The sequence below is a fragment of the Mycobacterium sp. genome, assembly GCF_965229105.1.
In the GTDB taxonomy this organism is placed as follows: domain Bacteria; phylum Actinomycetota; class Actinomycetes; order Mycobacteriales; family Mycobacteriaceae; genus Mycobacterium.
In genome coordinates this window covers 4,822,162-4,837,576 of sequence record NZ_OZ245858.1, presented here as the reverse complement: position 1 = coordinate 4,837,576, position 15,415 = coordinate 4,822,162, and the positions used below count along the sequence as shown (strand labels likewise).

Annotated in this window: 14 protein-coding genes; 11 read left to right on the top strand and 3 right to left on the bottom strand. The window is 65.9% G+C overall.

Features of this window, described 5'->3' with window-relative positions:
- Positions 1 to 2: 2 nt before the first annotated feature.
- Entirely contained in the window at positions 3 to 1,025 is a 1,023-nt protein-coding gene (locus ADBZ9O_RS22670; protein WP_526525156.1) for an alpha/beta hydrolase, read from the bottom strand.
- Between the two features lie 184 nt (positions 1,026 to 1,209).
- Between ADBZ9O_RS22670 and mqo the strand changes: the two genes are divergently transcribed.
- From mqo to ADBZ9O_RS22625, 9 genes are all read left to right on the top strand, one after another.
- The gene (gene mqo, locus ADBZ9O_RS22665) at positions 1,210 to 2,739 is read left to right on the top strand and encodes a malate dehydrogenase (quinone) (RefSeq protein ID WP_526533394.1); all 1,530 of its coding nucleotides are present in this window, start codon (positions 1,210 to 1,212) and stop codon (positions 2,737 to 2,739) included.
- Positions 2,736 to 3,194, top strand: a complete 459-nt coding sequence (locus tag ADBZ9O_RS22660; RefSeq protein WP_526525155.1) for a GNAT family N-acetyltransferase — start codon at positions 2,736 to 2,738, stop codon at positions 3,192 to 3,194. Before mqo ends, ADBZ9O_RS22660 begins: the two co-directional genes overlap by 4 nt.
- On the top strand, positions 3,191 to 5,080 hold the full coding sequence (locus ADBZ9O_RS22655; protein ID WP_526525154.1) for a magnesium chelatase subunit D family protein: 1,890 nt from the start codon (positions 3,191 to 3,193) through the stop codon (positions 5,078 to 5,080). Before ADBZ9O_RS22660 ends, ADBZ9O_RS22655 begins: the two co-directional genes overlap by 4 nt.
- A gap of 18 nt (positions 5,081 to 5,098) precedes the next feature.
- Complete coding sequence (gene cobO, locus ADBZ9O_RS22650) at positions 5,099 to 5,725, top strand: cob(I)yrinic acid a,c-diamide adenosyltransferase (protein WP_526525153.1); 627 nt, start codon at positions 5,099 to 5,101, stop codon at positions 5,723 to 5,725.
- A gap of 61 nt (positions 5,726 to 5,786) precedes the next feature.
- A complete protein-coding gene (gene cobA, locus ADBZ9O_RS22645) occupies positions 5,787 to 7,004 on the top strand; it encodes a uroporphyrinogen-III C-methyltransferase (RefSeq protein WP_526525152.1) in 1,218 nt (405 codons plus the stop codon).
- A 33-nt stretch (positions 7,005 to 7,037) separates the two neighbouring features.
- The gene (locus ADBZ9O_RS22640; protein WP_526525151.1) at positions 7,038 to 8,576 is read left to right on the top strand and encodes an MFS transporter; all 1,539 of its coding nucleotides are present in this window, start codon (positions 7,038 to 7,040) and stop codon (positions 8,574 to 8,576) included.
- 60 nt (positions 8,577 to 8,636) lie between these two features.
- On the top strand, positions 8,637 to 10,121 hold the full coding sequence (locus ADBZ9O_RS22635; protein ID WP_526525150.1) for an MFS transporter: 1,485 nt from the start codon (positions 8,637 to 8,639) through the stop codon (positions 10,119 to 10,121).
- Positions 10,122 to 10,820, top strand: a complete 699-nt coding sequence (locus ADBZ9O_RS22630; RefSeq protein WP_526525149.1) for a VOC family protein — start codon at positions 10,122 to 10,124, stop codon at positions 10,818 to 10,820.
- Positions 10,821 to 10,847: 27 nt separating this feature from the next.
- Positions 10,848 to 12,623, top strand: a complete 1,776-nt coding sequence (locus tag ADBZ9O_RS22625) for a proline--tRNA ligase (RefSeq protein ID WP_526525148.1) — start codon at positions 10,848 to 10,850, stop codon at positions 12,621 to 12,623.
- On the opposite strand, the gene ADBZ9O_RS22620 is transcribed toward ADBZ9O_RS22625, so the two are convergent.
- Entirely contained in the window at positions 12,620 to 13,114 is a 495-nt protein-coding gene (locus ADBZ9O_RS22620; RefSeq protein ID WP_526525147.1) for a ferritin-like domain-containing protein, read from the bottom strand. The two genes, ADBZ9O_RS22625 and ADBZ9O_RS22620, sit on opposite strands and share 4 nt — an antisense overlap.
- The gene (locus ADBZ9O_RS22615) at positions 13,111 to 13,662 is read right to left on the bottom strand and encodes a hypothetical protein (protein WP_526525146.1); all 552 of its coding nucleotides are present in this window, start codon (positions 13,660 to 13,662) and stop codon (positions 13,111 to 13,113) included. Before ADBZ9O_RS22615 ends, ADBZ9O_RS22620 begins: the two co-directional genes overlap by 4 nt.
- 159 nt (positions 13,663 to 13,821) lie before the next feature.
- On the opposite strand from ADBZ9O_RS22615, the gene rimP reads away from it, so the two are divergent.
- Together rimP and nusA are read left to right on the top strand one after the other, a co-directional pair.
- Positions 13,822 to 14,349: a ribosome maturation factor RimP gene (gene rimP, locus ADBZ9O_RS22610; protein ID WP_526525145.1), complete on the top strand. Its 528-nt coding sequence runs from the start codon at positions 13,822 to 13,824 to the stop codon at positions 14,347 to 14,349.
- Entirely contained in the window at positions 14,346 to 15,389 is a 1,044-nt protein-coding gene (nusA, locus tag ADBZ9O_RS22605) for a transcription termination factor NusA (protein ID WP_526525144.1), read from the top strand. The genes rimP and nusA overlap by 4 nt, the downstream gene beginning before the upstream one ends.
- Positions 15,390 to 15,415 lie beyond the last annotated feature (26 nt).

The window sequence follows — 15,415 nt, the reverse complement described above, 5'->3', positions numbered from 1 at the left end:
TATCAGCCTTGTCCCAATTGTGTAGTTGTTCTGATTGTTTGCGTCTCCAGCCAGCGGTCCAGCCAATGCTCCAGTTCACGGTACGCAGCCGCCCGTGGCCCCGAAACAGACAGGAACACATCATGTTTGGCGTCGGTGATCGGAGCTGTGGTGGTGTGGTTGCCCACGCACCCCGCCCACCGGGCGATCTGGTGCACGTCGAGAACCGCGTCACCGTGTGCGATGGCGTTGGGGTCCGATGAGCCGCGCGGCTCGGCAATACTGTGGTCGGACCGCAGAATCAGGTTGGGCACACCGACGTCGAGTCCGCGATGTAGCCGCGCATGTCCGCGCCGCACCGCGTTGATCCAGCCGAACGTCACCGGGAACCCGCCGAGCGGCTTCCATGTCAGGTCGTAGTCGAATTCGCCCGCATAGTCGCGGTGCAGTGTGGTGCCGTAACCGCCAGGCGTCGGCTTGCGGATCACCTTCAACTTGCGCACGCGGGCCAGGGCCCGCAACGCCGCGGAGGTCGGGGCCGTGCGCAGAATGGCTGGCCCCTGCAGATCGAAGAACGGACTGTTGAGTACCAGCCCGCCGATGTTGAGCGCGGCGGTCAGTCCGCGGCGGCGCAGCCCGTCAAGCCACAGCGTGACGATCAACCCACCGGCGGAATGCCCGTACACATACACCTGTGCCCGGCCCGTCTCGGCGGCGATGATCGTCAGTGCCCGTTCCAGCTCCGCACCATAACGGTTGAGGTCGGTGGTGAAATGGGGCGTTTGGCCCTCGCGCCATGAGCGCCCGCACTTGTGCAGGTCCAATGCGTAGAAGGCGAACCCGCGATCGGTGAATCGGTCGGCGAGCTCGGTATTGAAGAAGTAGTCGGTATAGCCGTGGACCGCCAGCACCGCTTGTGGGGCGTGGCCCGAGTCGGCCCGGCGAACCAGGGTGGCGACGAGGTCGCCCTCACCGTCGGGGTCAGCGCCCAGCTCGATGGTTGTCTGCAGGTAGCCGGGCAGGACGTCGGTCTCCCATGCCGTCACGGGTTCACCATAACCGCGTGATTACCCGAAGGTGACGAATGCCTCTTGACTCGCGCGCTTGGACCGATCCCACTCGGGATAACCTGAAAGTCGGTACAACGGCGAGCCGAAGGACTAGTAACCGGTGTCTAACTCGAACTCCAGCGACATAAAGACCGACGTCGTGCTGATCGGCGCGGGAATCATGAGTGCCACCCTCGGCGCATTGCTGCGGTTGGTCGAGCCGAACTGGTCGATCACGTTGATCGAGCGCCTCGACGGCGCGGCCGCCGAGAGCAGCGATCCGTGGAATAACGCGGGCACCGGGCACTCCGCATTGTGTGAACTCAATTACACCCCCGAGCGCTCCGACGGCACGATCGACATCACCAAGGCCATCCACGTCAACGAGCAGTTCCAGGTGTCCCGCCAGTTCTGGGCGCATGCCATCGAAAACGGTGTGCTGAGCGACGCCCGTAGCTTCCTCAACCCCGTCCCTCACGTCAGCTACGTCGAGGGTGCCGACCGCGTCGACTACCTACGCAGAAGGCGCGACGCACTGGCCTCCAACCCTCTGTTTGCCACCACCGAGTTCATCGATGACGACGACGAGTTCGCCAGGCGCCTGCCCTTCATGGCCGCCAAGCGGACCTTCTCCACTCCCGTCACGCTGAACTGGACGCAGGACGGTACCGATATCGATTTCGGTTCGTTGTCCAAACAACTCATCGGCTTTGGGGTTCGCAGCGGCACCACCGCCTTCTTCGGCCACGAAGTGCGCAACCTGTCGCAGAAGTCCGACGGCTCCTGGGCGGTCAAGGTCCGCAACCGTCGCACGGGTGACACCCGGACGATCGATGCCAAGTTCGTCTTCGTCGGTGCCGGTGGCGACGCATTGCCGCTGCTGCAGAAGGCTGGTATCTCAGAAGCCAAGGGGTACGGCGGATTCCCGGTTGGCGGGCAATTCCTGCGGACCTCAAACCCTCTGGTGACAGCGGGTCACAAGGCCAAGGTTTACGGGTTCCCGGCACTCGGTGCGCCGCCGATGTCGGCCCCGCACCTAGACACCAGGATCATCAACGGCAAGCCGTGGCTGCTGTTCGGGCCGTTCGCCGGCTGGTCACCGAAGTTCCTCAAGCAGGGCCACATCACGGATCTGCCGCTATCGGTCAAGCCGAACAACCTGGCCTCGATGCTTGGTGTCGGCCTGACCCAGATGAGCTTGGTGAAATACCTGCTCAGCGAGCTGCGGCTGTCCGAAGCCGATCGTGTCGACGCATTGCGGGTCTTCGCCCCCAGTGCAGTCGATGCCGACTGGGATCTGACGGTCGCCGGCCAGCGGGTACAGGTGATCAAACCCGCCAAGGGTAAGGGCGGCACGCTGGAGTTCGGTACGACGGTGATCGCCGCGGCTGACGGCAGCATCGCCGGTCTCCTCGGTGCGTCGCCGGGGGCGTCCACGGCGGTACCGGCCATGCTCGATGTGCTTGAGCGTTGCTTCGGCGATAAGTGGGCCGGCTGGCAGCCCAGCCTCAAGGAGATGATTCCCTCGCTCGGCACCGAATTGTCCAACGAGCCAGCCCTGTTCGACGAGGTGTGGTCGTGGGGTACGAAGGTCCTCGGGTTGGAGTCCAGCGTGGATGCGGGTGCGGCAGCGTTGGAAGCGGGTTCCGACTCTGCTGGTGCTGCGGCGGCCGCAGAATCCGATGATCCTGAGCCCGCGGGCGTCGTGTGACGGTAGCGCTGCGTCGTAGCTGGGCCCAAGATCTCGACGCGCCGATGCTCTATGAGCTGTTGAAGCTGCGGGTCGAGGTCTTCGTCGTCGAACAGGCTTGTCCCTACCCCGAACTCGACGGCCGTGACCTGCTCGCCGAGACCCGGCACTTCTGGCTAGAGGCACCCGATGGCGACGTGATCTGCACGCTGCGGCTGATGGAAGAGCACACCGGCGGGTCGAAGGTGTTCCGGATCGGGCGGGTGTGCACCAAGCGGACCGCACGCGGGCAGGGCCATACCTCCCGGCTGTTGCAGGCGGCGCTCGCCGAGGTGGGCGACTTCCCGTGTCGGATCGACTCCCAGACCTATCTGGAGGAGATGTACAGCCAGCACGGTTTCGTCCGCGACGGTGACGAATTCGTCGAAGATGGCATCCCACACGTACCGATGCTGCGGCCCGGGGCTCCCGGATGAGCGCCCAATACCCGTTCAGCGCCATCGTCGGGCACGACCAATTGCGCTTGGCTCTGGTGCTCTGCGCCGTACGACCCGAGATCGGCGGGGTGCTGATCCGCGGCGAGAAGGGCACCGCGAAATCGACGGCGGTACGCGGCCTGGCGAACATCCTGGCTGCAGTCGACAAGGACGGCGAGGGGGGCCGGCTGGTCGAGCTACCTATCGGCGCCACCGAAGACCGGGTGATCGGGTCCCTGGATCTGCAGAAAGTGCTGCGCGACGGCGAGCACGCATTCTCACCCGGCCTGCTATCGCGGGCACACCGCGGCGTGCTCTACGTCGACGAGGTCAACCTGCTGCACGATCACTTGGTCGACATCCTGCTTGACGCCGCCGCGATGGGTCGGGTGCACATCGAGCGCGACGGCGTCTCGCATTCGCATGAAGCGCGGTTCGTGTTGATCGGCACGATGAACCCAGAGGAAGGCGAGCTGCGGCCGCAGTTGCTGGACCGCTTCGGCCTGACCGTCGACGTCCGCGCGTCCCGCGACGTCGACATCCGAACCCAGGTCATCCGGTCCCGGTTGGCCTACGAAGCGGATCCGGACGGGTTCGCCGCCGGGTACGCCGCCGACGATGCCGATACCGCGCGCCGGATTGCCGACGCCAGGGACAGGGTCCCCGCCGTCGTGTTACCCGATAGCGAGCTACGCCGCATTGCGGCGCTCTGTGCGGCTTTCGATGTCGACGGAATGCGGGCGGATCTGGTGGTCGCCCGCACGGCCGTTGCGCATGCGGCCTGGCGCGGTGCGGACACCGTGACCGAAGAGGACATCAGGGTGGCCGCCGAATTGGCGTTGCCACATCGTCGCCGTCGCGATCCCTTCGACGACCCGGGCCTGGACCAGAATGCGCTCGACGAGGCCATGGCCAACGCCGGTGAGTCTGCCGACCCCGAACCCGAGCCCGAGCCCGAGCCCGAGCCCGATCCGGATCCCGATCCGGATCCGGATGGCGGCGTGCCGCCTGACACGGAATCTTCATCGGAATCGGTTGACAGCAAAGATGATTCGTCGGCCAGTGCGGTGGCCCCCGCTCCTCCGAAACAGAGCGGCGCACCCGCGCCGGTGTTTCGGACCCGGGCGTTGAGTGTGCCGGGCGTCGGAGAAGGCGCACCGGGCAAGCGATCTCGGGCTCGCAACCGTTCCGGCGCCGTCGTCGGGGTCAGCCCCGATGATTCAGGCGACGGTATGCATCTGTTCGCCACGCTGCTTGCTGCCGCGAACCGCTCGACGGGCGCAGGACCGGTGCGGCCGACGCCGGATGATCTGAAGCGCGCGATTCGCGAAGGCCGCGAAGGCAATCTGGTGATCTTCGTCGTCGACGCATCGGGCTCGATGGCGGCGCGGGACCGGATGTCCGCGGTCAGCGGTGCGGCAATGTCGTTGCTACGCGATGCCTACCAGCGCCGCGACAAGGTCGCGGTGATCACGTTCCGCGGTCAGCAAGCTCAGCTGCTGCTGCCGCCGACGTCATCGGCCTATATCGCTGGTCGGCGGCTGGCCCAGTTCGAGACGGGCGGCAAAACCCCACTGGCGCAGGGATTGATGGCGGCCCGTGACATGGTGGCCAGGGAGAAGGTTCGTGATCGCGGCAGGCGCAGCCTGGTCGTGGTGCTCACCGATGGCCGGGCCACCGGCGGTGCTGATCCCTTGGGGCGCAGTCGCACCGCGGCGGCGTTGCTGGTCGCCGAGGGTGCAGCCGCGGTGGTCGTCGACTGCGAAACGTCCTACGTCAAACTCGGTCTGGCCGCCACCCTGGCCACACAGCTGGGTGCGCCGGTGATGCGGCTCGATGAGCTGCGCGCGGATAGTCTCACCTCTGCTGTACGCAGCGTCGCCTGAGCGGGGAGGTAACCGCTTATGCCGCAAGGTCGTCCGCAGACGATCCCCGATGACGGGCTGACCACCAGGGCGCGGCGCAACGCGCCCGTCCTGGCCGTACACACCGGGGCTGGTAAGGGGAAGTCGACGGCAGCGTTCGGGATGGCGTTGCGCGCGTGGAACTCCGGGCTCGACGTCGCGGTGTTCCAATTCGTCAAGAGCGCCAAATGGAAGGTCGGCGAAGAGAACGCTTTTCGTCGGTTGGGGGAGCTGCACGACGAACACGGTGTCGGCGGGCCTGTCGAATGGCACAAGATGGGTGCGGGCTGGTCCTGGACACGCAAGCCCGGTCTCGAACCGGGAGACGACACGGCTCACGCCGCGGCCGCCGCCGACGGCTGGGCCGAAATCGCCCGCCGGTTGGCGCAGCAGCGCCACGACTTCTATGTCCTGGACGAGTTCACGTACCCGTTGAAATGGGGCTGGGTCGATATCGATGACGTGGTCGACACACTATTGGCGCGTCCCGGCGGTCAGCATGTGGTGATCACCGGGCGTGATGCGCCGGCCCGGTTGATCGAGGTCGCCGATCTGGTCACCGAGATGACGAAGGTCAAACACCCGATGGATGCGGGCCGAAAAGGGCAGAAGGGTATCGAATGGTAGGCGCCGCGGCGGCCGCAGTGCACCGCTTCGTGCGACGCGTGGCTACCTCTAAGCTCGCCGGGTGACCGAGAACGCCTACCTCGTCGGAGTGCGACTGGCCGGCAAGAAGGTCGTCGTGATCGGCGGCGGAACCGTCGCCCAACGACGACTCGGCCTGCTCATCGCCAACGGCGCCGATATTCATGTCATCACCAGGGCCGCGACGCCCGCTGTGGAAGCCATGGGGGATGGCAGTGCCAACGTCACCCTCACTGTGCGCGACTACCGCGACGGTGATCTTGACGGAGCCTGGTACGCGATCGCGGCCACCGACGACGCAGCGGTGAACGCCGCCATCATCGACGAGGCGGAGCGCAGACGCATCTTCTGTGTCCGCGCCGATATCGCCCGCGAAGGCACCGCCGTGACACCGGCATCCTTCGACTACGCGGGGCTGTCGGTCGGTGTCCTGGCAGGTGGAGAGCACCGGCGGTCCGCCGCGTTCCGCAACGCGATCCACGAGGCCATGCAGAAGGGACTGATCGCCACCGAGTCCGATGACAGCCCTGACACCAGAAAGGGCACCGTCGCGCTGGTGGGTGGCGGTCCCGGCGACCCTGAGCTGATCACCGTCCGCGGCCGTCGCATGCTGGCGCGGGCGGATGTCGTCGTTGCCGATCGGCTGGCGCCGCCCGAATTACTCGCCGAACTGCCTCCGCACGTCGAGGTGATCGACGCCGCCAAGATCCCCTATGGCAGGGCAATGGCACAGGAAGCCATTAATGAGGTCCTTATAAATCGGGCCAAGGCCGGCGCCTTCGTCGTGCGGCTCAAAGGCGGTGATCCCTTTGTCTTCGCCCGCGGATATGAGGAAGTTCTCGCGTGCGCAGAAGCTGGGATCCCCGTCACGGTCGTGCCGGGTGTGACCAGTGCCATAGCCGTACCGGAGATGGCCGGGGTTCCCGTCACGCATCGCGCGGTGAACCACGAGTTCGTGGTGGTCAGCGGCCACTTGGCGCCGAATCATCCCGAATCGTTAGTGAATTGGAATGCGCTGGCCGCGATGTCGGGCACCATCGTGCTTCTGATGGCGGTCGAGCGAATCGAGCTTTTCGCCGAGGTACTGCGGGCAGGCGGCCGACCAGCAGATACGCCGGTGGTGGTGGTTCAGCAGGGGACAACGGCCGGTGAAAGAGTGGTCCGGGCCACGCTGGCGGACGCACCGGAGACGATTCGCGCCGAAGGTATTAGGCCCCCGGCAATCATCGTCATCGGGCCTGTGGCCGCGTTCGGCACTTAAACAGTTCTTAAGATTACTGTAGGGTAGCTAGCTATGACGGCTCTCAACGACCGGCGAGCGCTACCTGCTCGCCTCGAGGGGTCAGCCGGGCAGACCGGCAAGACCTCTCCCACCTGGTTACCGTCTCGGCGTTTCATTGCCGCGGTGATCGCCATCGGCGGTATGCAGCTGCTAGCGACCATGGACAGCACTGTCGCCATCGTCGCGCTTCCCAAGATCCAGGACGAGCTCGGCCTGTCTGACGCGGGTCGCAGCTGGGTGATCACCGCCTATGTGCTGACTTTCGGCGGCTTGATGCTTCTCGGTGGTCGTCTCGGCGACACCATTGGGCGCAAGCGGACCTTCATCGGCGGTGTGGCCTTGTTCACCATCGCTTCCGTCCTCTGCGGCGTGGCCTGGGACGAGACGACCCTGGTCATCGCGCGACTATTGCAGGGTGTCGGTGCGGCCATCGCCTCGCCGACCGGCCTGGCACTGGTGGCAACGACCTTCCCCAAGGGGCCCGCTCGTAACGCGGCCACCGCGGTGTTCGCCGCGATGACCGGCGTCGGCTCGGTGATGGGTCTGGTGGTCGGTGGCGCGTTGACCGAGGTGTCGTGGCGCCTGGCCTTCCTGGTCAATATCCCGATCGGCCTGGTGATGCTGTACCTGGCTCATAAGACGCTGCGGGAAACCCATAAAGAGCGGATGAAGCTCGACGCGGCAGGCGCACTGCTGGCCACTGTGGCCTGCACGGCTGCGGTGTTCGGCTTCTCGCAGGGACCCGAGAACGGCTGGCTCACCCCGATCACCCTCGGCTCGGGTGCAATCGCCGCCGTGGCGTTCCTGGCATTCGTGATTGTCGAGCGCACCGCCGAGAACCCCGTCGTTCCCTTCGAGCTTTTCCGCGACCGCAACCGGTTCGCCACCTTCGCCGCAGTGTTCCTGGCCGGTGGCGTGATGTTCACGCTGACCGTCACGATCGGCCTGTACGTGCAGGACATCATGGGTTACAGCGCACTGAAGGCCGGTGTCGGCTTCATTCCGTTCGTCATTGCCCTCGGTATCGGACTCGGCGTCTCCTCGGCGCTGGTATCCCGCTTCCCACCGCGCGTCCTGGTGATCGGCGGCGGCGTTCTGGTGCTGGCTGCGATGCTGTACGGCTCGACGCTGTACGGCGGAATCCCGTACTTCCCGAACCTGGTCATCCCGATCACGGTCGGTGGCCTCGGTATCGGCATGATCGTGGTCCCGCTGATGGTGTCGGCCATCGCCGGTGTCGGGTTCGACCAGATCGGCCCGGTCTCGGCCATCGCGCTGATGCTGCAGAGCCTCGGCGGTCCCGTCGTGCTGGCCATCATCCAGGCCGTCATCACCTCGCGCACGCTCTACCTGGGCGGTACCACCGGCCCGGTGAAGAACATGAACGAAGCGCAGATGCATGCGCTGGACTCCGGCTACACCTATGGCCTGCTGTGGGTCGCCGCGGTGGCTGTCGTGGTCGGCGTGGTTGCACTGTTCATTGGATACACCGCCGAGCAGGTCGGGCACGCTCAGGAAGTCAAAGACGCGATCGACGCGGGCGAGCTGTAACCGCATCGTCGACGCCTGCGGGTTCGACCACCTTCTGACCGCTCGGTAGGGTCATCTTCTATGTCTGCCGGAGAGGGTGCGGTCACGCGTCTCTCCAGCAGCGTGGCTGGGATCGCGATCCTGGCGATCACCGGCATGCAGTTGATGTCGACGCTCGACGGCACCATCGTCATCGTCGCGCTTCCGCGGATGCAGGCCGAGCTGAACCTCTCCGATGCAGGCAAGAGCTGGGTCATCACGGCCTATGTGCTGGCCTTCGGCGGGTTGCTGTTACTCGGTGGCCGGGTCGGCGACGCCATCGGCCACAAGCGGGCCTTCATCTCCGGTGTCGGGGTTTTCACCATCGCGTCGTTGGTCTGCGGGCTGGCCAACGACGAGTACACGCTGATCGTCGCGCGTGCGGTCCAGGGCGTCGGCGCGGCTGTCGCGGCGCCGACGGGGTTGGCACTGATCGCCACCACCTACGCCGTCGGTCATGCCCGTAACCAGGCCATGGCCGTGTCGGCCGGTATGCAGGCCATCGGTTCGGTACTTGGCCTCGTTTTGGGTGGCGCGCTGACGGTTGTCTCCTGGCGGCTGGCGTTTCTGATCAACGTGCCCATCGGAATCGTCATCATCACCATTGCGGTGCTGCGGCTGTCCGAGACCCGCCATGAACGACTCAAGCTCGATATCACCGGCGCTCTGCTGGCCACTCTGGGCTGTACCGCGGCGGTGCTGGTGTTCACGCAGGGCCCGCCGCGCGGCTGGGTGGACCCGTGGGTGATCGGCGCAGGAATCGCGGCCGCGGCCTTCTTCATCTCATTCCTGATCGTCGAGCGCAGCGCCGAGAACCCGTTGGTGCCGTTCGAAGTGTTCGACAACCGCAACCGGGTGATGACGTTCATCTCGCTGTTTCTGGGCGGCGGCGTGCTGCTGACGGTGACGGTGATGATCGGTCTGCTGGTGCAGGACGTGCTGGGTTACTCGGCGTTGAAGGCGGGGATCTGTTTCATCCCGTTCGCCATCGGCGTCGGGTTGGGCACGGTGCTGGCAGCACGGCTGGCGCCCAAGGTGGCCCCACGCTGGCTGATCATCGGCGGTGGCCTGTTCGTGCTCGCCGCGATGCTGTACGGCTCGACGCTGGACCGCAGCATTCCGTACTTCCCGGACCTACTCGTGCCGATCGTGCTCGGTGGTTTCGGGATCGGCATGATTTCGGTGATCCTGCCGCTGTGCGCGGTCGCCGGGGTCGGGCCGCGTGAGATCGGGCCGGTATCGGCGATCACGCTGATGGTGCAGAACCTCGGCGGCCCCGTGGTGCTGGTTGTCATCCAGGCCGTCCAGACCTCACGCACGCTGTATCTCGGCGGAACCACCGGTCCGGTGAAGGACATGACGGAGGCGCAACTCGACGCACTCGGACATGGCTACACGTATTCGCTGCTGTGGGTAGCGGCGATTGCGATCCTGGTCGGTGTCGCCGCGTTTTGGATTGGCTTCTCCGCGCGCGATATCGCCCGCGCGCAGCACACCAGGGAAGCTGTCGAGGCGGGTGAGCTGTAGGTGATCGACGATGATGCGAGGCCGACGCGCCAGCAGATTTCTGATGTCGTGGACGATCTGGGCTGGCGGCTGATCCTCGGTGCAGTCCAGACCCATGTCCAGGTGTTGTCCCTGACGTCGGCGGCGGCAGTGGCAGCAGTTGCCGCATACGCCGTCGGGAACGAGGGTGACGGGGACCTCGATATCGACCTGAGGTCCACGCGAGTGGTGCTGCGGCTGATGGACGTCGCGGCGGGGGCGGTCACCGGACGTGATCTGCGACTGACCCGGCAGATCACCGAAGCGCTTGCTGCGCAAGGTTTCACGACCACACCCGGTATCGACGGCGTCGCAGTGCAGGAACTGGAGATTGCCATCGACGCACTCGACATTTCGGCGGTCCGACCCTTTTGGAAGGCAGTCACCGGGTATGTGGAGGAGCGCGGCCCGTTGGACCAGGTAGACGGGGCCTCGGCACTGGTGGACCCACTGCACCGCTCGCCGACGATCTGGTTCCAGCAGATGGATGCACCCCGACCGCAGCGCAACCGCATTCATGTCGATATCGATGTCCCGCATGACGCCGCTGAGGCCAGGATCGCAGCCGCGTTGGCCGCAGGCGGCGTCATGATCAAGGATTCCGCGGCGCCCGCGTACTGGGTGCTGGCCGATCCCGAAGGCAACGAGGCGTGCATCTGCACCTGGCAGGGCAGGGACTGAGCCCATTCCTGGGTAGGCTGGCCCGCTGTGATCACCCGCATGTCGGAACTGTTCCTGCGAACGCTCCGCGATGACCCCGCCGATGCCGAGGTTCCCAGCCACAAACTGCTGATCAGGGCCGGCTACGTCCGGCCGATCGGCCCCGGCCTGTACAGCTGGCTGCCACTGGGTCTGCGGGTGCTGCGCAAGATCGAGGCCATCGTGCGCGACGAGATGGCGGCCATCGGCGGCCAGGAGATCTTGTTCCCCGCCTTGCTGCCGCGTGCGCCGTACGAGACGACGAACCGGTGGACCGAATACGGCGACGGCCTGTTCCGCCTCAAGGACCGCCGCGGTAACGACTACCTGCTGGGCCCGACGCACGAAGAGCTATTCACGCTGACGGTCAAGGGGGAGTACAGCTCGTACAAGGACTTCCCGCTGATCCTGTTCCAGATCCAGACCAAATACCGGGACGAGGCGCGGCCACGGGCCGGCATCCTGCGCGGTCGCGAGTTCATCATGAAGGACTCGTACTCGTTCGACACCGCGGAGGACGGGCTCAAGACCGCCTATCACTCGCACCGCGAGGCCTATCAAAAGATCTTCAGCCGCCTCGACGTGCGGTACGTCATCGTCTCGGCGGTCTCCGGGGCGATGGGCGGCAGCGCGTCTGAAGAGTTCCTCGCGGAGAGCCCAGTCGGCGAGGACACCTTTGTGCGCTGCCTGGAATCGGGTTACGCCGCCAACGTCGAGGCCGTGATCACCGCGCAACCCGAAGCGCTCTCCGCGGAACAGATAGCGGGTCTGCCCGAGCCGACGGTGCACGACACCGGGGATACCCCGACGATCGCCACCCTGGTGGACTGGGCCAACGGCGCCGGACTCGCCCAGTTCGACGGTCGTGAGGTCACCGGCGCGGACACCCTGAAGAACTTGTTGCTCAAGGTTCGCCTGCCCGGCGGCGAGTGGGAGCTACTGGCAGTCGCAGTGCCCGGCGATCGCGATGTCGACGACAAACGTCTCGGCGCCGCCCTCGATCCGGCTGAGTACGCCATGCTCTCCGATGAGGACTTCCCGAAGTACCCGTTCTTGGTGAAGGGGTATATCGGACCGAAAGCACTGCTGGCCAACGGGGTTCGCTATTTGGTCGATCCACGGGTGGTCGACGGGACATCGTGGATCACCGGCGCCGACGAACCGGGTAAGCATGTCGTCGGACTGGTGGCCGGCCGCGATTTCACCCCGGACGGCACCATCGAGGCCGCCGAGGTACGCGACGGTGACCCGTCACCCGATGGTGCGGGTCCGCTGGTGTCGGCGCGGGGAATCGAGATCGGGCATATCTTCCAGTTGGGCAAGAAGTACACCGACGCCTTCACCGCCGATGTGCTCGGCGAGGACGGCAAACCGGTCCGACTGACGATGGGTTCCTACGGTGTCGGGGTATCGCGGTTGGTCGCCGTGATCGCAGAGCAGCAGCACGATGAGCTCGGACTGCGCTGGCCGGCCGCGGTGGCGCCGTTCGACGTCCATCTGGTGATCGCCAACAAGGATCCCGAGGCGCGCACCGGCGCGGAAGCGCTGGCTGCGGATCTGGACCGGCTCGGCGTCGACGTACTACTCGATGACCGGAAGGCATCGCCGGGGATCAAATTCAAGGATGCCGAGCTGATCGGGGTGCCGTGGATTGTGGTGCTGGGCCGCGGCTGGGCCGACGGGGTGCTGGAACTGCGCAACCGGTTCACCGGTGAGACCCGTGAGCTACCCGTCGCACCGGCGGAGGGCACTGTCGCGGCGGCCATCGCCGAGTTGGTCGGCTAGGTACCGCCGGGGAAGGCCTGGGTTACCGGCCAGGCTTTGAGAACCTGCTTCCAGCGGGCGGCCAGGACGGCGCACTGCGTCAGCGCCGATACCGCGATGGTGCGGTCACCGTCGGCGCCGGAATCGGGGTTGGCCTGCTCGAGGACGGCCCGCCAGGCCACGGCGGTGTCGTTCTCCATCTGCACGGCGAGGTTCGCCGCCGACGTCGGATCATCGACCCGGATCGGCAGTTGGTAGCCCGCTGCGGCCAACGGCGGAACCACCGACCGCGCGGTCAGCATCGTGATCAACGTCTCGCGCTGTTCGCGATGTTGCGTAAGTGCCTGCGCCACAAGGTCATTGACATCGGGGGTCGAATGCGCCGAGACGATGCCGTACCCGTAGATGGCCGCATGAACGGCGGCCAGGGCGTCGTAGAGCGCGCCGGCATCTGCTGCCGGTGGACGCGTGGGCTCAGGTTCGGACCCTGTTGTTGGTTCGGGAGAGGTCATGGCGCCGGCTTGGGGGTATCGAGCCCGACAGTGAACGACGTCGTGCACGACGCGGCGATCGAGCCGAGCAGGCCGGCTCGGTAGCCGGTCAGCGTCGCCGCCAACGCGGCAGCACTGGAAGCGGACTGTTTCAACGCGCCGATGACCTGCGCGACCGAGGGCGGCGGCGCCGCGACCGCCGAGGTGGTTGGCGTGCTGCTCGCGCCGGAAGAGGTGGATGTCTCAGTCGACGTCGGGGCAGGCCGGCCCGCCGCCCTGGCGATCTCCTCGATAAGTGCGCGAGAGTGCTGGGCGCGTTCCGAGGCCACCTGGGTCAGTGCCGGTGCAATTGCCGGGGCCGCGGCAGTGGCCGCGGCGCGAGCCATCGCACTATCGGCATCGGCAAGGTCGGCCTGGGCCTGCAGTGGGTCCACCGGTACGGGAGTGTCCGACGAACCGCATGCTGACGCTGTTTCCGCGATCAACGCCAGCCCCACGATGCCCGCGGCGCCGGCCAGGACGTCGCGCCTGCGGAATGCCCGGCGGGTTACGGAAGGGGCATTGTGCACAGCGACATCCTGCCAGCCAGCGAAGCAGCGGTGCCTCGGCGGCCCCGATGGCGCAGATGATTTGCATTTACGGTCGTTTTTCCTGGCGTATCGTTAATGGCTGGCCCGCGGTCCTCCGCGGCCCATTGAGACCCGACAACTCAAGATGAGGAGCTCGCCGTGACCGAGCGGTCCAGAGGGCTGCCCTCACCGTCGCAGGTGATCGAGCTACTTGCCGGGGAGTTCGCGCGCGCGGGCTACGAAATCGAAGATGTGACCATCGCCGAGACCCTGCGCCCACCGCGTATCACCATCATCGTCGACGGTGATACGCCGCTGGATCTGGACGCTGTCGCCGAGTTGTCCAGGATCGCTTCAGAACACCTCGATACCGTGCCAGGAGGGGACGGCGAGTACGTCCTCGAGGTGAGCTCGCCCGGTGTTGAACGTCCCTTGACCACCGAGAAGCATTTTCTGCGTAACCGTGGTCGCAAGGTCGATGTAGAGCTGCGCGACGGGTCCACGGTGACCGGCCGGGTTGCCGCGATGAACGACGGGGTGCTGAGTCTTGTGGTTCGCGGCCTCAAGCCGCACCTATTGACAGTACGTGAGTTGGCGTTCGCTGATATCACGAAAGCGGTTGTCCAGGTGGAATTTTCGCCACCCAGTCAGCGTGAGTTAGACCTTGTTACGGAGGCTGGAACATGAATATCGATATGGCAGCGCTGCACGCTATCGAAACGGATCGCGGTATCGCCGAGGGGGAGTTGCTCGACACCATCAAGTCGGCACTGCTGACGGCCTACCGGCACACCGAAGGCCATCAGGCCGACGCTCACATTGACATCGACCGCAAGAGCGGCGCGGTCAAGGTGATGGCGCGAGAACTCGATGCCGACGGCCAGGTGATCAGTGAATGGGATGACACGCCAGAAGGATTCGGCCGTGTCGCCGCGACGACCGCCAGACAGGTGATGCTGCAGCGCTTTCGGGACGCGGAGAACGAGAAGGTCTACGGCGAGTTCGCGGCCAGGGAAGGCGATATTGTCACCGGCGTCATCCAGCGTGACGTCCGGGCCAACGCCCGCGGTGACGTGGTGCTGCAGATCGGCACGGAGACCAAGTCCTCCGAGGGGATGATCCCCACCGCCGAGCAAGTGCCTGGGGAGAAGTACGAACATGGCGACCGGCTGAAGTGCTTTGTGCTCGGCGTCACCCGCGGTGCCCGCGAACCCCAGATCCGGCTGTCGCGGACCCACCCGAATCTGGTCCGCAAGCTGTTTTCGCTGGAGGTGCCGGAGATTGCCGACGGCTCGGTCGAGATCGTCGCGGTGGCCAGAGAGGCGGGCCACCGTTCCAAGATCGCCGTCGCATCCAAGGTCTCGGGTCTCAACGCCAAAGGCGCCTGCATCGGCCCGATGGGCCAGCGGGTCCGCAATGTGATGAGTGAGCTGTCCGGCGAGAAGATCGACATCATCGATTGGGATGACGACCCCGCCCAGTTTGTCGCCAATGCGCTGTCACCGGCGAAGGTGGTGTCGGTATCGGTCATCGATCAGGCCGCGCGGGCAGCCAGAGTGGTGGTGCCGGACTTCCAGCTATCGCTGGCCATCGGTAAAGAAGGCCAGAATGCCCGGTTGGCGGCCCGGCTGACGGGCTGGCGCATCGATATCCGCAGCGACGCCGCCCCGGAGCCCGACAAAGAGCCCGCCCCCGGCGCACCTCAGGGTGCGGCCCGCGAGGGGTAGCTGACGGCGGCATGGTTCGAGCCTCC